Consider the following 20,000-nt stretch of genomic DNA (forward strand, 5'->3'; position numbering starts at 1 on the left):
TGAGCGTTTTAGCCATGTGGTGATGTGTAATACGGCGGCTAAAATTGGTCAGGAGCAGGCTTGGCTGGATCGGGCGGCTTTGGTCAGATCTCAAGGTTTACAATCCATCGCGGACAGCGCAGCTTCGCGATGGTTTACAGATCCCTTTATCCAAAGTAACGCAGCAACGGTTGCAACGCTTTCAAACGACTTAGGTGCTGGCAGCCCAGAAGGTTATGCGAGTTGTTGTGAAGCTTTGGCTAAGGCGGATGTTCGGGAACAATTAAAGACAATTACGGTGCCTGTATTGATTATTGCAGGACGGCAAGATCCTGTGACAACCGTGGCGGATGCTGAGTTTATGCAGAGTCAGATTCCGAACAGTCAGTTGGTAGAAATTGATGCGTCGCATATTTCTAATGTGGAACAGCCAACGGCGTTTAATCAGAACCTTATGAATTTTTTACAAGTGAATGCATGTCTATAGGCATACATTCATTAATACATCATATTTTAATAAGATCAGCATAATCCAAGTGATCATAAAATTGACCAGATTACTTGGATTTGCTATAAAATTGTGTAGATCTTAAGGACTAAGATCTGAATAAGAAAACCAAGCGCATGGAATGGAATCTTCAAGTATATGCCTGTTATTAAACACTTAAAATAAAGATATTCACTCCTTCACTGAATACTTGTTGAAAGCAGCATTTTTGGCAATTCTGGTCTGTATCTTGCATTGATCTTTATATATTTTGCACACAACTGAATCATCTAAGTGCAGTATTTACACCCGCTTCAAAATTCTTCCGAGCAGAATTTTCAAAGGTGAAATACAAGCAGGAGTTAGCCAAAGGAATAACGATATGTATCAAGCCAACTCTTCTGAATTAAATGGACGGAATTTCCAGCAGGAATCTATTTTTTCTCCCCATAATTTACTCTTCAACCATCAAGATATAAATGAAACCTGTAAAAATGTGGGGCAAGTTTTTAAGCCTCACCTGTTAAAAATCTCCAAGCCACAGAAAAATTTTAGTGCAACCATGCACCATGTTAAAACAGGTGCCCTGTCTATTAGCCGTTTAGTCTACGGTGCGGATGTGATTATAGAACCCGACCATTTAGACAAATTTTATTTAATCCAGATTCCAACCCATGGTTATGCCGAAATTGAATTTGGACGTCAAAAATTTATGTCCTATTCGCAAGTCGCATCCATCATCTCACCACAACAATCTTTGCGGATGCGCTGGCATGCCAACTCTCCGCAACTTATTTTAAAAATTTCTAAAGATGATTTTCTGCATCATTGTCGCCAGCATATTCCTGACACTGACAACACTCCGCTTATTTTTGATCCTAAACTCGATTTTACTACCCAAAATGGCAGCTACTTTTTGCAATTGCTCCGCACCTTAATGGATGCACTGGCATGCGACAAACATCCACTGCATCATCCATTGGCTTTTAAACAGTTTGAATCGAATCTATTAAACGCGCTGATTTATGGGCAGCCCAATAATGGCTTAGATAAAATTGATTCTCATAAAGATAAAACGATTTCGCCGCACTTTATTAAACGGACTGAAGCCTATATTCAACAACATTTACATGAGCCGTTAAGTGTGGAAACGCTGGCCGAACAAGCAGGTGTAAGTGTTCGTACTTTATTTACGGGCTTTAAAAACTATTTGGGCACGACCCCAATGGCATATCTGAGAGAATTACGTTTTGAGCAGGCACACTTAGAACTTGTACGAAATGACCATTTGACCGTTACGGACGTGGCATTTAAATGGGGATTTACGCATTTAGGTAGATTTTCTCAAGAATATAAAAGACGTTTTGGAACTTTGCCATCATCTACCCGTCGTTGTAGCTAACCCAATTAAAATACAATCTACAATTCAGCTCTCAAAGAAAGAAATCGCCTTTTATCCTGTATGGATAAAAGGCTAGGTTGAGTTAGAAATAATGAATATAACGAACTTGCATTCGCGTCCCTTCAGGGCGGTTTTCTGCATCTTGTTCAAAATAGGCATTGGCAACGACATGGTTATTTGGTGAAAAACTGTACATTGCACCTGGACCAATTGCCCAAACTTTTTCTTTACGCCCTTTTACTTTCTCGCCATCCACTTCGGTATCGGTGATTTGCTTTAACCAGTAGCCATTTAGCCCCAAGCGAAATTGTGGCGTAATGGCATAATCTGTAGCAAAGTTTGCATGTAATGCCTGCCCTGCTTGAATCTCATCTGCACCTGAAAAGGCATAACTTGGATCATCATTTTTAAAATTATACAGATAATGAATGCGTGTCGAAGCTGTCCATTTGGGATTAAACCAGTATGTTGCCGCCCAATACGGATTCAACGAAACGGCATGATTACTTGGATTGATATCTTTTTGTGAACTGTAATCCCCTGTTGGCAGGTTCACTTGAAACTCAATCCGATGTACAAATTTTGGACCTGCTGTGCCCATAATTGGATCGAATTGCACAAAAGGGCCAATCATGACATCGCCAAAACCACTTTGTGATTTGATTGCCAGATTATTCAAGCCATCATCCATATCCATTTTGCTCACAAATGGAATCAGAAAGTTAATCCCTAAACTGGCATGATCGCCTAATTTAACATGAGATAAGTAGCTAATTTGCTCCACGATCACTTGATAGTTGAGGTCTGTTTTCGGTAAAGGGAGTTTGTTCCCATGTGCATCGACCAATTCATCACTTTCATAGTTTTGAAAATAGGTCTGTGCATACCAACCTGTCCCCGCAGGTAAGCCACCATCTAAAAAGCTGGTCATACCTAAATTTACAGTTGGCAAATCATAGGCTTGTGCCATAACAGAAATACAACTCAAACTACAGAGCAAAACACTTTTTTGTACGACATGAGACTTCATTGTTTTTTCCTAAATAAAAAGTCACGATGAAACATCGTGACTAAATCGTTAATTGCTTAGCTCTGGATGAGCAGCCGCGACTCGGTATTTCCCTGCATGGAAAACCAATGGCTCTCCCTGCCGTTGTTGATATTGCTCAATCTGACCAATAAAAATAAGGTGATCGCCTCCTTCGTATTGGGTCACATTTCGACAGACAAGGGTTGCCAACACATCCTCCAGTATCGGTACACCTACATCACATTCTCGATGTGCAATTCCAGCGAATTTATCGGCAGAGGCTTTGGCAAAATGTCCTGAAAGTGAATGATGTTCCTGTGCCAACATATGAATCGCAAAATGTTCAGCATCAACAAAATCTGACAGGCTTGGGGCCGTTTTAGACAAACTCCATAAAATTAATGGCGGGTCGAGTGACAAGGAAGAAAAAGAGTTCGCTGTCATGCCTACTTTTCGTCCCTGCTTACTGCGTGTCGTGATGACCGTTACGCCTGTTGCAAACTGACCGAGTAAATTCCGTATTTCTCTTGGGTTTTCAACGTTTACTGGCAGTAATGCCATATCTTCAATGCTATCAATCATGAGTAAGATCCTTTTTACAAAACCTGATTAGGCAACTTTTTGAGCTGTTTTCATGGCAAGAAAATGCTGAGCTTGTTTCGCATCAAACCACCACGGTGCAAAGTCTCGTGGGTCATCAAAGTTATTTGCCATCACTGATGCAATCGCTTGGTTCTGGCTGGCAGCGGCAAGTAATTCCACGACATGCGGTTGCGGTGGTAACAGCAGACTATTGGTCCAAGCCACGACTTTTTCGGCATAAGCCCAATAACGTTCAAAGGTTTGTTGCATCCATGCTTCACTAAAAATCTGATCATCATTAGACAAAATGGCATCGAAATAAATTTTGCTGCATTTGGCAGCGTTATTTGAACCTTGACCTGTAATTGGATCATTTACGACTAGAGCATCTGCCATGCCAAAGATTTTTTTACCTGAAGGCAGCGTCAAAACAGGTTTACGCACTGTTGGTGGGAATCGACCTGCCAAATAGCCGCCTGCATCGGTAAGTTCAACATTGCTACAACGCTCAAATTCCCATGGCACATATTTTTTAAGCAGTTCAAGACTGCGCTGTAAATGCTGTTCAGGCGTTTGTACATCTTGCCAACAGTCCATAGATCCGTTGGGAATGCCTTCAAAAACCATAATGTCGCATGGTCCATTAATGGTCAGTGCTGGAAAAGAGAAGTATTCCCCTACTTCTGGAATGATGTTGAAAGTGACGCGTGAATATGGCGAGACGGGTTTCATGCCTTTGACATAGGTCAGTGCCAAGGCACGTTGCGGTCGATCAAAGGTGCTTCGTTCCGCATCACGTTCAAACTGTTTGACAACCTCACCCTTTCCTGCGGCGAGCAAGACCAACTCATATTCATTGGCCAATTGCTCTAGTTCTTCAATACCCACATCCTGAATGATTAATCGACCCCCACGTTTTTCAAATTCCTGCATCCAAAAGGGCATTTTTACGCGCTGATCGACCGATTGTGCATAGCGTTCCAGACGCGCACTCCATTCAAATGCTTTGCCACCATGTTCAGGATTGACCAAAGCCAAACCAATTCCTTCCACTGCAGGACATTGCTCTTCCCAAAAGTTCAGCCCTAAGTCTCGTTCCGTTTGTAAAGCATTATGAAACATACATTGACTCGACATGACTTTGCCCTGACGGATTTCATCGGCAGTACGGTTGGTAATTAAAGTTACGTCATAGCCTGTATCTAACAGACCTAATCCAAGTTGCAGGCCTGATTGTCCTGCTCCAACAATTGCAATACGGCGCATGTGTTTCTCCAAATTTCTTAATGTTCTGAATAATGAATATCTGTCTTAGCTGGCTAAGCGTGGAATGGCGGGTTGTGCCCCTTCAGGTCCCATCACTGAATATCCACCATCAACGGCGTAATCTGCCCCAGTTACAAAACTCGCGGCAGGTGATAGTAAAAACTGCACCACATTGGCCACTTCTTCTGGATGTCCCAAGCGACCCAATAAGTGATAATCCGCGGCAACGCCATCTGCTTTTTCACGGTTGTTACCGCTGACTTCGGCAATCACCCGCGACCATGTCCAACCTGGGGAAATCGAATTGACCCGAATGCCATCAGCGGCAAAATCCATGGCCATACTTTGAGTTAATTGGCGAATAGCCGCTTTGGATACTGGATATAACCAGCGTCCTGTTTGTGCATACTTGGCAGAAATCGAAGTAAAATTCACAATCGAACCACGATGCTCTTTTAAGTCTGGATAAAAGGCACGCGTTAACTCCACTACAGACAACACATTGACATCCAATGCCTTTAGCCAATCCTGACGAGAGGACTGAAAGCCATCATCCAAGTAAGTACATGCCAAGTTCACTAAACAACTGACTTCACCCAAATGCTGATGAATGTTCTTGACTGCCTGCTGAATCGCAACATCACTGGTCAAATCCACTTGTATGAACATCACGTCATAAGGAAAACTTTCTGCAATTTTCTTTCCGTTGGCATCGATATCTAGAATGGCAACGCGTGCGCCTGCATTCACCAAAGCCTGAACCACGGCCTTTCCAATGAGGGTTGCACCGCCACTGACCACGGCAACCTTGCCTTTTAAATCAATGTTCATAATTACACTCCCTCACCAATGGGTTTGCCTTCGCTGCTGTTCCATGACGGCATCAGCGTATTGGAAGGTAAATCTTCATTCAGGAGTTTTTTAGCCGTCTCAACACCGGCCACAGGTAATCCCTCAGGGTTGAGTAAACCAATTTGCACCAGTACCGATGCCTGATCCCAATAAATATGTTCATGACACAGTTTAGAACCGCGAAATTGAATAACACCAAGCATTGGAATTTCGACGTATTTGCCTGTTGGTTTCACCCCTGGCAGTAGCCAATCAATTTCGGTGTCATGGGTAAAGCTCATGATGAATTCATCGACCACCTGCGTTGATCCCACCGTGCGTGATATAGAGGTAATCTTCATGTCTTCAGGGTTTTGATGGACAAAATGGTAACGATAGAAACGCGCTAACTGACTTTGCCCCACACCCCCTGTCAACGTTGGAATATGATTGACATAAGGTTCAGCCACCATGGTTGCCATCGTCGCAGGGACATCTCGTGTATCAAACTCATGCCGAATATGCTCTTCCCATAACGCCACTAAGTCATAATGTGGTCCAATCGTGTCATGCAGTGCAGTCACTGTTCGCTCATGGGCAAATCGGGCTGATGGTTTGTGGTAATGTTCACTTTTCGGTCGAGCAAAGGCATGATCGACATCTTCATAGACATAAGCTTTGACATTGCTATATTGACTCGCTGCTTGCAAAATTGCTTGTCGCGCATCTGGTGGCGTAAATTGATCTAACTCTGCAATATGCAGCACCAAACGTCCTTTTAGGTTTGCTAGCTCATCCAGTACATTTTCTAAACCAACCCCGTAGTACCCAACGGCGCAAGCAACTTCTGGTAAACGACAGGCAGCTAAATATGCCAGTTTTCCACCCAAGCAATACCCAACAACACCCAGCCCTGTAGACGTATCACATTCAGGTCGTGTTTGCAGATAAGCCAGACTGTCCTGAATATCTTCTACGCCTAAGTTTTCATCATATTGTTGATAAAGTGTATAAGCTTTTTGAAAATCTTCTGGGGTATAACCCAATTCAACATTGGCTGCACTACGCCAAAACAAATCAGGTACAAGAACGGTGTATCCTTCTTCGGCAAGAAAATTTGCCTTTTCCCGCATCGCAGCATTGACCCCAAAGATTTCCTGACACAGCACAATGCCTGGACCTTTACCTGAAGATGGGGCGACCAAGTAAGCACTAAATTGTTTACCAGTCTCGGTTTTTATCTGAATCGTTTGACCAGCCATAATCGTCAACTCCTGACTTTGTTATGGCTTTATCTTCTATCCAAATTTTTAGGATGACTGTCCAAAAGCTGCGAGCACTATCCAATCCATGCGCAATTCTAAATCGCGTGTCTAAATATGGATGCTTCTTTTGCTTGTGCAGGTGACACAAAATAATCTGTAAAAAAAACTATCTGGCACGAATGGAAAAAATGGATGAAGTTCAGGAGTTAATGGATAGCCCTCCAAGTATAAAAATAGTTCAATCAAGATATGTTCATACCTCGCGATATCGCAACTTTTTCTACCGTTTCAAGCGTCCTGATACCTATCAAAACAAGGCGATGACTCTGGTGTAAATCGAACACCCTTCACTGATGCTCATGGCATGAGAACATTGCTAACGCAAAATTCATCCATCAATGCCATGAGTAAATTTGTACAAAAAGGGTCAATCCAACCGAGCTAAAACATACTTTCAAAGGAAGAATTATGAGAACAATTGAAGCAACCAATATTATCAATCGGGAGAAGCTCTCCCCTCTACAATGGCTCGTTTTTATACTGGGTTTTTTGGTCTTTTTCTGCGATGGCCTAGATACAGGAATTATTGGCTTTATTGCACCTGCTTTACTGGATGATTGGGGGATTAGCAAACCACAATTAGCACCCGTACTCAGTGCCGCATTGGTCGGTATGTCAATTGGTGCGATTATCTCAGGCCCCCTGTCCGATAAGTTTGGTCGTAAAGGCATTATTGTCACAACCACCCTTCTATTTTCAGTGTTTACCATTCTTTGTGGCTTTGCCAGCTCTACCCAAGAACTGATGATTTACCGTTTTATTACGGGGGTTGGATTAGGTGCAGCCATGCCAAACATCAGTACTATGGTGTCTGAATATATGCCAGTTAAGCGAAAAGCGTTTCTCACAGGGCTGGCAGGTTGTGGTTTTATGTTAGGCATTTCTTGTGGTGGAGTATTGTCCGCCTATTTACTTGAAGGACTTGGTTGGTCGAAAGTCATTATTCTTGGCGGTAGTATTCCTTTACTGTTGGTGATTGTCTTGCTACTTGCGTTGCCTGAATCGACACAATCGCTGATTGCACGCAACCGCCAAGACAAAGCACTCGCTATCTTAGAGAAAATTCAAGGACATCCGTTTAGCGAACCCGTAAAACTGGTGTTACCACAAACCGAAACCACCAATGAAAATCCTGTAAAAATTGTATTGGGCAAATATTTGTGGGGTTCTAGCATGTTGTGGTTATGCTGTTTTACCAGCCTCTTAGTGTTTTATCTTTTAACCAGTTGGATGCCAACTATTTTAAAAACGGCGGGCTTTAGCACACAACAATTTAGCTTAATTGCCGCAATTTTCCCTTTTGGTGGTGTAATTGGCGCAACCATCATGGGGTGGTATATGGATAAAGTGAATCCAACCACCGTAATTAAATATGCCTATCTCATCGCGTTCGGCTTATTCCTTGTTGCAGGTATAGTCAGCTCAAATATTTTGTTGCTCGGCATCACCATTTTCTTGATTGGTGCATTACTTGCTGGCGCGCAATCTTCACTCTTACCACTGGCAACCCTGTTCTATCCAGCCGTTTGCCGCGCAGTTGGTGTGTCTTGGATGCATGGCATCGGACGGATTGGTGCGATCTTGGGGGCATTCTTTGGTTCACTTATTTTCACCTTTAACTTAAGTTTGGGTGGCATCTTCTTTATACTGGCTATCCCAACTTTCATTTCATTTATGGCTTTAACCCTAAAAGTCATCTATGAAAAATCTAAAACTAAAGCAATCTATAACTTAGAAAATTCGATCTAAACCATTTATATATTGCATTAAAAAACCCCTGATGAAATTGCTCAATCAGGGGTTTCTTATATCTCATCATTTATTCACGTGACTTATTTTTAGTTTCACTCGGCTTTTCACCAAACTCCTCTTTATAGTCTTGGGAAAAACGACTGAGGTGGGTAAAACCCCAATCATAAGCCAGTTTTGAAATCGATAACTTAGCATTCATATTGGCATGACTTAAAATTTTATAAATTTGCTGCAAGCGATATTTGCGTAAAAAGGACATCGGGCTAGTTCCATAATATTGCTGAAATTCATCGTACAGTTTTGACTTTGAAACACCTGCCAAACGTTGTAAATCATCAGCACGAATATCTTCATGTGCATGCTCAATAATAAAATTTTTAACTTTGCGAATATAGATCGGCTCTTGTTGCTGTGCCTGTACTTTCAATGCCGCAGAATAGTTATGCTCCTGAGAAAGCAATAACGCCTTAATCACAAAATTTTCATAATCATCGGACAGCATTTGCAAGCCAAAAAAACCATTATTCTGTGCATTAAACTGCAAGAAATTTTGGATGTTTTTCCACCATGCATGAATTAATTGAGTTGAATCGATGTGCATTTCTGGATTAAAAATAATCGGCTGATCAATGGACTGATTCAATAAATCTGCCAAAACCATGTGCATACTTCGCTCAGGAATCACAACCTGTAATTTCTGGCAATCACGGTTAATAACTAATTCCTGACAATCATTATTCGAAACAATTAATCCTCTATTCTCATCTGAAACATAATTTTCACCACGAATACTTAAGGCCTGTTTCCCCTGCAAAGGCAAGCTAATACTATAGGCTTTTAAATTGGAAATATTGATGGCGACATTTGCACCATAACGAATCGTGCCAATCGCCATTTTTCGATTGGGCAAACGCATACCATCGTAATGAAAATCTAAGGTATCGCGTGCACTTGTATCTAAACGATGTTCGCCACAAATGCTCGACATTAAATTCTGAGCAAAATCTGCTTGCCGAGAATAGTGGTTCACATTCATCTGTTGGCTGAGTGATATCATATCCTTTTCACCTAGCTAAGACCCTATTGCTTAAATCAGCAACTTTTATGCCAATCAAAATCCTTCGATTGATCATTCTTTTATCCATTTAATTAGACTATATATCAAGACAGAATCTTTTTCTTTTTTTAAATGAAAAAGTTAATTTTGTGAAATACCTCTAGAGTATATTTTTATATCAAACTGATTCAGCCCGTTTGTTATTGTTATATTTTTAGAAGCTTTTCCGACTCAACAATCAGCATTGTGCACACATAAATCCTTTTTCAACGACAAAATATACAGACTCATATTCCAATTGCTTTTTAAAATTCTTATCACTAAATAATGCATCAATAATTCTTAAAGGTATGCATAAACAGAAGTTTAAAGAAAATAGTTTTGGTCATATTGATCCTAAACCAAATCGTCTGATAATCACCCACGGTTCTCGATCTACATTACGCGACTGGTCAGCAGATAAAATAGATTATCTAAGTGAGGTCTGTGATCATGTACTTGCTCACAAACTGCAAGGTGAAGTTGAAGCTGCTTACTTACGTGGAACCTATCTTGAAAAACGTAAAAGGTTAATGGCTAATTGAGCCACATTTATCATGCACAAATAGCATGAAGCCAATTATTACAGTACTTACTAAAAAATAGGAGATAAAGTAATTTTATCTCTTATGAATTAGAGTTTTAAATGAGATACCTTAAATGCTAAATGGGCTTTCTTTATCTTGCTTATGTCATTTTCACATGAAAAAAGTATCTAGCTTGGATCATCCTTTGACACAGTTTCTCCCTGCTTTATTTTGTTGGTAGTAAAAAAGAACTAGAGGAAAGCTCCCCTAGTTCTTTCAATCAAGTATTGTGTTAATTAAATAACGATCTGCTGATTATTGAGTAGATCGTTTAAATTGGTATTCACACTATTTAATGTCAGCAGTAAGGTACTATTATAACTCATTCCACCTCCATCTCTGTCTATGTAAAGCTGCGTATTAGAACCACTTACCAATGTTTTGATATATGGATCTAGGCTACTAGTGTTGTAATTACCAGTGAAATTAATGAGCAAATCACCAAAGTCAATTTTATCCGCATTCATGTTGGTCGAAACATTGCCAACCGTGAAATCTGACCAACTATCTGTACCATTACCCCCAGCAGCTTCTGATGCAACCAATAGTTGATATATCAACGTGTCCGATCCAGTCCCACCTGTAAATTGATCATTACCACCTTGACCATCTAAGATATCATTACCAGCCCCACCATTCAGAATATTTACCTCACTATTGCCAGTAAGTGTATTGTTGAGTACATTTCCTGTAGCATTTATTGCTGTTGTACCTGTTAGTGTAAGGTTCTCTAGGTTATTGCCTAGTGTGTATGTTACCGAGCTACGAACCGTATCAATACCCTCATTAGTATTCTCTGTAATCGTATCAGTTGTACTATCAACAACATAAACATCATTACCTAGACCGCCCAGCAATTTATCATTTCCGGCACCACCATCTAAATAGTCATCACCTGCTCCACCCGTTAAGGTATTAACTGCACTGTTCCCTATAAGCGTATTATTAAGTGCATTTCCTGTAGCATTTATTGCTGTTGTACCAGTCAGTGTCAGGTTCTCTAAATTATTACCTAAAGTGTATGTCACCGAGCTACGAACCGTATCAATACCCTCATTAGTATTCTCTGTAATCGTATCAGTTGTACTATCAACAACATAAACATCATTACCTAGACCGCCCAGCAATTTATCATTTCCAGCACCACCATCTAGATAGTCATCACCTGCCCCACCTGTTAAGGTATTGATTGCACTATTTCCCAACAAGGTGTTGTTGAGTGCATTACCCGTTCCGTTAATGGCAGTTGTACCTGTTAAGGTGAGATTTTCGACATTATTGCCTAATGTATAGGTGATGCTGCTTTGGACAGTGTCTATTCCTTCATTAGTATTTTCATTTACAATATCCGTAGAGCTATCAATGACAAAGATATCATCTCCTTTTCCACCATACATTGTATCGTTACCCGTACCACCATTGAGGGTGTCATTTCCAGATTGACCATACAGTATGTCATTACCCGCTAGTCCAGTGATCGTATCATTCCCTGATGCACCATAGAGTGTATCTATACTACTTGTTCCATTTACAGTTAAATTCTGAACCACAAATGTGATTTTAAATACATCTGACACCGTCTGATTTGCAGTATCTTTGACTGTAATTTTAATATTTAAGGCCCCAGCATAATCTGGAGAGGTTCCGCTTAAGACCTTTGTACTCGCATTGAATGTTAACCATGCTGGTAGCGGGCTTCCATCTTCTAAGGTTGCAGTATAGGTTAAAGTATCGCCATCAAGATCTTTAAATGTAGTCGAAGGAACGGTATAACTAAATGCTTTCGCATCTGTAACGCTCTGATCTGCAATTGGATTTAATACAGTTGGTGCTTGATTAGGTGGATTCACTTTCAAAGTAAATGATGTACCTGTTCCTAGACCGTACATATCAGTTCCCCAATAGAAGAATGATAAGTTACCTGTCACGCCAGATGGTGGCATACCCGATAAAGTTTGCGTAGCCGGATCAAAGGTTAACCATGATGGAATTGGTAGATATTGCCCATTACTATCTTTGGTCGTTAAGGTTATTTTATAGCTTAACGAATCCCAGCTGTCCTGATCGATAATCACATTACTTGCAAATTTATAGCTAAAAACCGTTCCTTGATTACTGGTAATCACAGGGATTGCAGCATTAACTGTTGGAGCATGGTTATTCGCAGCACGATTGACCAAAGTATCTATATCGCTACTGGTCCAGACAGTACCTGAATCAAATTCAATTTGATCCATTTTATAGGTCTTACTTGTCGTATCCGCGACATAATAGTTAGATAACCAAATATGGTCACTGGTTCCTTTAAAGCTGAGATAAACACTATTGCCATACTTTTGAGCAAAGACATCGCTCTCCTCATAGCCCTGAATTTGCAATGTATTGAATGCATTATGATCATCATAGAAACTGTAGGTATCTGTAGCACCACCCTTGGCATAGATATAAGTGTCATCCCCACCTAAACCATCAATATAATTGTCTTGTGCATTACCGGTAATAATATTATCCAGTTCGTTACCGAAGGCTGTCTTAGCTTGGCCTTTTAAGATGAGATTTTCAATATTATCTTCTAATAATCGGTAGCTATTTGTGAGTACTGGATTACCATTTTCATCCTGACCAATAAATCGTGCATCTTGCCAGCGTTCAATGGTATCTATACCAGCACCAGAATCTTCTACAACCCGATCGCCATCTACGATATAGGTATACCCATCTTCATCTGTAACAACCGTATCTGTCACATCAACGACATAATAATCATCACCTTCCCCGCCAGCCATATAATCACTGCCCGCGCGTCCATCTAGGTGGTTATTTCCACTATTTCCGATCAATTCATTATCAAAATCATCGCCATATGCATTCAGATCCTGATCTCCTAATAGTGTTACTGCCTCTAGGTTGTTTAATGCTAGATCAACACTTTGAGCGATCTGAATCCTATCATATCCGCCATCTATAGCATTTTCTTCGTAAGTATCAAGCTCATCAACAATATATGTATCATCGCCCAATCCTCCTACCAAATGATCAACGCCTTCACCACCATCCAAATAGACACCTGCATTTCCTGCAATAATAATATCATCGCCAGACCCACCATAAGCTTGTCCTGATGCAATCGAAATGTGATCATTACCTGCTTCAGCAAATACTTGGTTTAAGCCCGATCCAATAATAATTTCATCATCACCACTTCCACTAGTAATATTATTGTTACCATTCCCTGCATAAATTTGATCATCACCCGATTCTGCATTAACAATATTATTTCCATCTTGCAAATAAATAATGTTATTTCCCGCACCAGCCAACACTCTATTATTTTCATTATTAAATCCATAAATGATGTCATCTTGATCAGTATATGTAGATTTAATCTCGGTTAATGAAGAAATAAAATCAATTAAATTAAATGTTGTACCTTGATAGTGAGCAGAGGTTCCTCCTGTATAATTAACACTTTGCCCATCTATTTGGATGTTAAATCCCGAATACTGGTTTAGATCATTCAGATTATTTATACCACCTAGTGCAAATACGGTTTGATCATCTTTTTTCAAAACAAAAGTATGAGTAGCAGCATCATAATTTGCATTCAGAAGCGGGGTATTATTGAGAGTATATCTATAATACGAATTCGCACCATCAGTTGAAATTAATTCAGCTTTGGAATTATATGGTGCCCGAATAAAGGCATATCCTTCCAAGGTAAAATATACCTCCGAGCTTACCTTGATGATGCCTGAATAATCTTCATCGACAATCAAGGTATCATTACCAAATTGAACTGAATAGCTGTCATATCCAATCCCACCTGATACAGTACTTTTCGCACCTGCCCCCTCTCTATATACATAGAGGGAATCATCTCCCTCACCGCCATAGAGATAATTGACTAAGCCATTTGCATATAGATGATCGTTCCCTGAACCGCCATAAATATTATTATTAAAATTTTGATTCCCAGAAATTGTATTGCCTTGCTCATCGCCATATTGATTTATAGTAATATTTTTATTTAAATCTTGTTTAGTCCATACTTCATTTGCAAAGTCGATTTCTTTAATATTTGCATTGATTAAATAATCTTTAAAAATAATCGCAGAATCATTATTTAATTGAATTGTTAGATCATTTCCATCAATCGATAAGCTACTATCTTGTGAGTTTATACCATTAAACCGCAAGATACTTTCATCAACATCATTGATTGTATCAAAACCACTGTCTTGATCGAAGATATACTCATCCTCTCCTTCTCCCCCAACCAATAGATCGTTTCCAGCACCTCCAGTTAGAATGTCTGAACCATCACCGCCATCCAGAAGATCATCACCATCACCACCAAAAAGCTGATCTGAATCTGCTTCACCATATAATTTGTCTTCTCCTGAATCACCTCGAAGCTCATCATTTCCATAACCACCATTAATTAAATCGTTTCCGTCTCCTCCGAACATCTGATCATTGCCTTGGTCTCCTGAAATATTATCATCACCCTGACCACCATCAATGAAATCACTGCCATTACCACCAAATAAGCGATCTGCACCATCATCCCCACTTATTTCATCATCTCCACCGTTAGCAATGATTAAATCATCTCCTTGACCACCAAAGATAACATCTCGCTCAACAGATCCCTGTACTTCATCATCACCCTCTAATAATTGATAGACATCAGCTTGATATTCTCCATGTTGGCTCACATTGTCTCGAATTTGACCAATGTCTAATAAATCACCAATTTTAGAGCCTTGATAAACTAAATTATTATTCTCAATTAAACCATTTGAAAATATGAGATATGGTGCCTGTATACCATGCCAGCTACCAGTCCATAATTGATAACTTAGACCAACCCTTTCTTTTAAATATGTATCCAAATGAATGACATAATCTATAGTAGAGCTTTCTAAAGAATTTAATTTATTAAAAGAACCAAGTTCTAAGTTAAAGTGTAAGTATTGATCATAACCACCTGTAACAGGATTGCCGTATTCATCTGTGATAATCCCTCCTCCTTGGACAGGTTGAGTTTCACTTGCATCAAAGAACGTTAATTTGAATTCTGGAAAGACTGCTTCTGGGTCTTGGCTTGGAGTAGGAACTTTTAAACTGACAGCATTGGAATACCAATGAATTTTTATCTGAGATAAGTTAAAGCTTCCATCTAAATAAAAATGATTTTCCCCTGTGCTATCAAGTATTTTTATTTCTGAATCCCTTACTCGGATATGATAAGTATCATCTCCTTCACCACCTACTAACTGGTCTTTTCCATCATTACTAATGAAAGTATCATTTCCTCTACCGCCATATAAAATATCATCTCCTTCGCCGCCATCTAAAACATCATTACCATCAAAACCTGCTAGGTAATCCGCACCTCCCTCACCATAAAGTTGATCATTTCCATCAAACGCACGATTATCTGCGATGTCTCCAATTAAGTGATCGTCACCATCTCCTCCATAGATAATATCTGAGCCTCCATCCCCTCGAAGATTATCTTTTCCATCTTCTCCATACAGAGTATCATCTCCGTGATATTGACCACTTAAATTGTTATTATCGCCTTGTATATAGTCATCACCTTCTCCACCATAAAGTTCATCATTCCCACCTTCTCCCCATAATAAATCATCGTCCACACCACCATATAATTTATCCTTACCATGGAGTTGGCCCTCTAAGGTAGAATTGTCCCCAGAGATTCTATCTTTCCCCTCACCGCCATAAATTTCATCATTTCCACCATCTCCTGCAATATGATCATCCCCTTCATCACCCCAAATCTTATCATCGGCATGATATTGAGACTCTAAGCTAATACTATCGCCTGAAATGGTATCGTCTCCATCTCCACCATAAATATTATCTTTTCCACCTTCTCCCCAAATATCATCATTACCTGCATCGCCATTAATGATATCTTCACCATGATATTGCCCCGCTATACCAGCACTATCTCCCGAGAGTTGATCATTTCCTTCTCCCCCATAAATAGTATCTTTACCACCATCACCTAAGACTCTATCATCGCCCTGACCACCATATAAATAGTCATTACCATGCAGACTGCCCTCTATACCCTCATGATCACCCGAAATATTATCCTCGGCTTCTCCACCATAAATAATGTCATTCCCGAGATTACCCCATATTCTATCTTTTCCATTACCGCCATAAATCTGATCATCACCAAATCGTGAATATATTGATGCAGCAGGAGGAACGCTCGTACCGACTAAAGTTCTTAAATCACCTTCAATACTATCGTCACCTTCTCCCCCATAGAGAAAATCCTTATCATGGCCTCCAATCAGCTCATCATTTTGATCTCCACCATAAATTTGATCTATGCCATCACCACCAAATAAAATATCTTCACCAATACCGCCATAAACAAAGTCATTTCCATTTAAGGCATATAAATTATCATTATCTGCACCACCATATAAATAATCAGTATCAGATGATCCAATTACAATATCATTTCCTATTCCACCATAAACAACATCACCACCTGAAAATCCACTGCCATAATTCATTGCAGAATTAAAATTAGAAAAATAATTAATTCCATTTGGATAACTCCATTTTAATTGTATAATTGGCAAAATATTATATGTTTGATTGTTATAATCATCTATAATATAATAAGATTCAACTTTATTATTTACATCCAAATTTGGTGTATAGAAAAAATTTAGTCCATTAAATCCTTCTGATAATTGATCCCCAGTAGCCTGCTGATCAAAATAATCAGTAAATATTTTTCGATCATCCGCTGCCAGATTCGCAGAGCTCATGATCAAATCATCGCCTTCTTCCCCATAAATTGTGTCTCTGCCTTTTCCAGCCAAAACAATATCATTCCCATCACCAGCAGAGATAAAATCATCTCCATCTAAAGTGTTGACTAAATCATTTCCTGTTCCAGAAATTGCTACATCATTATTTAATGTAGAATTAATTAAATCATTGCCTTCATAGGTTGCTACATACTGCTGATTGTAAATTATATTATTTTCACTATTACCAAAGGCATATATGCCACTTTCTGCTTGTTGTTTTTGTCCAAAATCTGGTAGTGCGATTCCTAACTCACCATTTCCCCAATGCTTAATTGTAATACTATTAGCTGTATCATTATTTTTACTAATCACTAAAGAAAAGAAATTCGCCACTCCATCAGTGTCATTTATTACTGAAATTTTATATAAACCATCCGCACTTAACCACTCATCATCATTAGTTTTTGAACCAGCAGTTATGACAACTCCATCTATTTTTATTAGACCATTACCATCTACATCATAGATCGTATCATGCCCAAAATTACCATTAAATATATAGGAATCATTTCCAGAATCATCGACTAATATATCATCTCCTTCTCCCCCATCTAGTATATCATCTCCTTCGCCTCCATCTAAATAGTCATTTCCATCACCTCCAAATATTTCATCATTATCTGCACCCGCATATATTTTATCAGCAAACCCTCCCCCATATATTTTATCTCTCCCCCCAAAACTATAAACAACATCATTACGCTCACTAGCATTTATTTGATCATCAACATCATTATCACCTAAGTAAAAATCTTTATTACTATGACCAAAAATTAACTCAGATAAAGATCCCTTCAGTATTTCTGGTACTGATTGTATTGTATTTACAACCCATTCACCTGATTTCTCTATATTTTCATTACTCACATCTTCGAAAGAGAAACTTTCATATAGATCTAAAGTATTTAAACCATTATTGTTTTTTAATTCTATTAAAAACCTATCAAAATCTTCACCTTTAGGAAATTTCCCAGTACTCCAAACAAATATCATTAAAGATACTAGATCTAAACTAGTTAGTAATGCATCAGCATAATCACCTTCAGTTTCTCTAATTACACTCCAAACCTCTTCTAACTTTGACTTCCCTAGATGTGCTTTTATAATGAACATAGGTGTTTCCAATGTCCAATTATTAAGTGATAAATTATTTTCTTTAAATACCAATTCATGATAAGACTCTGTTACTTCAAAACTAATATCCTGATTAGTATAATTTCCATTATTACTTGCTTGAATATTTAAGCTATTTAAATATTCCCTAATCATTCCTAATCTTATATTATTTATTTTTTCTTCTGAAAAATTTTCATTTGCAGATATTTGCATAAAATTTAGAGCAGCTTGTCCTGTAAGCGTGCTTCCACTCGCAACTCCATATGCCCAACCAGCATAAGCAAAACCTTTTTCCTGTAAAGCAAGATATATAGCTTCAATAGCTTGTAGTCCCTGCTCATCTAATAGTACTTGATACTGTATTATTTCGGCTAATGTTAAAGTCTGACGTATAATCATTTTAATTACCTTTTAATTGAAATTGAAGCGATCTATTTTTTTACAACAAAACTTAAAATATTTTTTTTGACTTTTTCTTGGATCAGTCGCCAGTCTTTTAAATGATTTCTACTAAAACTCGCTTGAACAAATACCTTCATATCTGGCTCCATGATAAAAGATTGCTCGCAAATTTTAGTTAAAGGATGATTCCTACAGTGAATAATTGTAGTTCTACTACTTTGTGACTTATCTACATATATATATAAGTCTTTTGTATTTTTATAGCCTGAATTGAATATCCATTTAGGGTGTGGAATATATTTTTGCAAACCATTCTGTATTTGATCAGTTTTTATATAAATATCTAAATAGTATTTATCTGGATTTTCATTATTTTGTAAATTACTCCTTACATATCTTTCTAATAAAACTTGCATATTCCCATCCTTTAAATATCTGTTTCCAGCATATGCAAAAACGGTTACCCAAGGATTATCAGAATTTAAATTTTGCACTAGATATTCTTTTTGCAAAGCAGCTGCTTGTGGTGCCTTAATATATGTAACCAACAGTGCCCCATCCGTATAACGTATTTTAAAAGTCATAAAGTTTATAATTGAATCATAATTACGTTTGGGTTTTGGCCTACACTCAAGTTCAGTTTTGCTCCATTCCCATACTGGGCACACTTCATAATCTGCACTTACCTCTTCACCTAAATTCACAGATTTTCCACCAAATCTTCCAACACTATAAGGTAATCCATAAGGCCCCATTGGAGGAACGAAGTCGGATGATTTTTCTTTCTGATCCTCAACTATGTTATTTTTATCTGATATTTTATCGCATGCCTGCAGAAAAACTCCTATTAATACCATTAAAATTAAATGCTTATGTTTAATCATCAATTTATTCCCCCTAAAAATCGTCAATTTAACTAGAATCTGTAAATATTTAAGCCATCACTATCAATAATTTATAAAAATTTCTTTGGCCTTAATTTCTCCACTTCAGTAAAAAATGAAAAGGTCTGATTCACATAGTTAACCACTCCAGATATTTGATCCATGTAATGCATCAGTTCTGGAGTTTTCTCGGCTACGGATTGCATAAACAATAAAGCACCTTGTCCTGTTAGAGTTTCTCCAGTAGCAACACCATAACCCCATCCAGCATAACCATAGCCCAGATCCGAAAGCTCCTGATATATAGCTGCTGTCGCATTAATTTTTTCAGCATCTAATAGTGCTAGTAATTGATCTATTCTGTCTTTTGAAAGCATTTGTAAATTTGTCAT

12 protein-coding genes and 1 pseudogene are annotated in these 20,000 nt (G+C 38.7%); 4 read left to right on the top strand and 9 right to left on the bottom strand.

Translation table 11 applies throughout. From position 1 onward, the window contains the following. Both E0H82_RS12780 and E0H82_RS12785 read left to right on the top strand, forming a co-directional pair. Nucleotides 1–466 (top strand): alpha/beta fold hydrolase (locus tag E0H82_RS12780; RefSeq protein ID WP_131265146.1); only part of this gene is annotated, 466 nt, incomplete at its 5' end. 382 nt (nt 467–848) lie between these two features. Then, on the top strand, nt 849–1,868 hold the full coding sequence (locus E0H82_RS12785) for a helix-turn-helix domain-containing protein (RefSeq protein WP_131265147.1): 1,020 nt from the start codon (nt 849–851) through the stop codon (nt 1,866–1,868). An 82-nt stretch (nt 1,869–1,950) separates the two neighbouring features. Here E0H82_RS12785 and E0H82_RS12790 read toward each other — a convergent pair whose 3' ends face one another. The 5 genes from E0H82_RS12790 to E0H82_RS12810 form a co-directional block, all read right to left on the bottom strand. Beyond that, entirely contained in the window at nt 1,951–2,838 is an 888-nt protein-coding gene (locus E0H82_RS12790) for a transporter (RefSeq protein WP_416224502.1), read from the bottom strand. 108 nt (nt 2,839–2,946) lie between these two features. Then, on the bottom strand, nt 2,947–3,477 hold the full coding sequence (locus tag E0H82_RS12795; protein ID WP_131265218.1) for a flavin reductase family protein: 531 nt from the start codon (nt 3,475–3,477) through the stop codon (nt 2,947–2,949). A gap of 30 nt (nt 3,478–3,507) precedes the next feature. Beyond that, nucleotides 3,508–4,746, bottom strand: coding sequence for a styrene monooxygenase/indole monooxygenase family protein (locus E0H82_RS12800; RefSeq protein ID WP_213073965.1), 1,239 nt, complete (start codon nt 4,744–4,746; stop codon nt 3,508–3,510). A gap of 45 nt (nt 4,747–4,791) precedes the next feature. Continuing rightward, nucleotides 4,792–5,577, bottom strand: a complete 786-nt coding sequence (locus E0H82_RS12805) for an SDR family oxidoreductase (protein WP_131265150.1) — start codon at nt 5,575–5,577, stop codon at nt 4,792–4,794. A gap of 2 nt (nt 5,578–5,579) precedes the next feature. Further along, nucleotides 5,580–6,839: a dienelactone hydrolase family protein gene (locus E0H82_RS12810; protein ID WP_131265151.1), complete on the bottom strand. Its 1,260-nt coding sequence runs from the start codon at nt 6,837–6,839 to the stop codon at nt 5,580–5,582. 471 nt (nt 6,840–7,310) lie between these two features. Between E0H82_RS12810 and E0H82_RS12815 the strand changes: the two genes are divergently transcribed. After that, nucleotides 7,311–8,651 (top strand): MFS transporter, encoded by a 1,341-nt coding sequence (locus E0H82_RS12815; protein ID WP_131265152.1) that lies wholly within the window; start codon nt 7,311–7,313, stop codon nt 8,649–8,651. Nucleotides 8,652–8,721: 70 nt separating this feature from the next. Here E0H82_RS12815 and E0H82_RS12820 read toward each other — a convergent pair whose 3' ends face one another. Next, a complete protein-coding gene (locus E0H82_RS12820) occupies nt 8,722–9,711 on the bottom strand; it encodes an AraC family transcriptional regulator (protein ID WP_131265153.1) in 990 nt (329 codons plus the stop codon). 344 nt (nt 9,712–10,055) lie between these two features. Here E0H82_RS12820 and E0H82_RS12825 point away from each other — a divergent pair. Further along, nucleotides 10,056–10,295 (top strand): annotated as a pseudogene (locus E0H82_RS12825) (integrase); the annotation flags it as partial. Between the two features lie 278 nt (nt 10,296–10,573). On the opposite strand, the gene E0H82_RS12830 reads toward E0H82_RS12825, so the two are convergent. The 3 genes from E0H82_RS12830 to E0H82_RS12840 all read right to left on the bottom strand — a co-directional run bounded on the left by E0H82_RS12830 (nt 10,574) and on the right by E0H82_RS12840 (nt 20,000). Beyond that, nucleotides 10,574–18,721: a putative Ig domain-containing protein gene (locus E0H82_RS12830; protein WP_131265154.1), complete on the bottom strand. Its 8,148-nt coding sequence runs from the start codon at nt 18,719–18,721 to the stop codon at nt 10,574–10,576. 32 nt (nt 18,722–18,753) lie between these two features. Next, nucleotides 18,754–19,608 carry a hypothetical protein gene (locus E0H82_RS12835; protein WP_131265155.1) on the bottom strand — a complete coding sequence of 285 codons (855 nt, stop codon included), beginning with the start codon at nt 19,606–19,608 and terminating at the stop codon, nt 18,754–18,756. A gap of 71 nt (nt 19,609–19,679) precedes the next feature. Beyond that, nucleotides 19,680–20,000, bottom strand: a complete 321-nt coding sequence (locus E0H82_RS12840) for a hypothetical protein (protein WP_131265156.1) — start codon at nt 19,998–20,000, stop codon at nt 19,680–19,682.

The organism is Acinetobacter sp. ANC 4910 (genome assembly GCF_004331035.1).
Classification (GTDB): Bacteria; Pseudomonadota; Gammaproteobacteria; order Pseudomonadales; family Moraxellaceae; genus Acinetobacter.

Excerpts from the sequence above, each read along its gene's own strand:
- E0H82_RS12785 (WP_131265147.1), top strand. The coding sequence starts at position 849 with ATGTATCAAGCCAACTCTTCTGAATTAAATGGACGGAATTTCCAGCAG.
- E0H82_RS12790 (WP_416224502.1), bottom strand. The coding sequence starts at position 2,838 with ATGGCACAAGCCTATGATTTGCCAACTGTAAATTTAGGTATGACCAGC.
- E0H82_RS12800 (WP_213073965.1), bottom strand. The coding sequence starts at position 4,746 with ATGCGCCGTATTGCAATTGTTGGAGCAGGACAATCAGGCCTGCAACTT.
- E0H82_RS12805 (WP_131265150.1), bottom strand. The coding sequence starts at position 5,577 with ATGAACATTGATTTAAAAGGCAAGGTTGCCGTGGTCAGTGGCGGTGCA.
- E0H82_RS12810 (WP_131265151.1), bottom strand. The coding sequence starts at position 6,839 with ATGGCTGGTCAAACGATTCAGATAAAAACCGAGACTGGTAAACAATTT.
- E0H82_RS12815 (WP_131265152.1), top strand. The coding sequence starts at position 7,311 with ATGAGAACAATTGAAGCAACCAATATTATCAATCGGGAGAAGCTCTCC.
- E0H82_RS12820 (WP_131265153.1), bottom strand. The coding sequence starts at position 9,711 with ATGATATCACTCAGCCAACAGATGAATGTGAACCACTATTCTCGGCAA.
- E0H82_RS12830 (WP_131265154.1), bottom strand. The coding sequence starts at position 18,721 with ATGATTATACGTCAGACTTTAACATTAGCCGAAATAATACAGTATCAA.
- E0H82_RS12835 (WP_131265155.1), bottom strand. The coding sequence starts at position 19,608 with ATGATTAAACATAAGCATTTAATTTTAATGGTATTAATAGGAGTTTTT.
- E0H82_RS12840 (WP_131265156.1), bottom strand. The coding sequence starts at position 20,000 with ATGACAAATTTACAAATGCTTTCAAAAGACAGAATAGATCAATTACTA.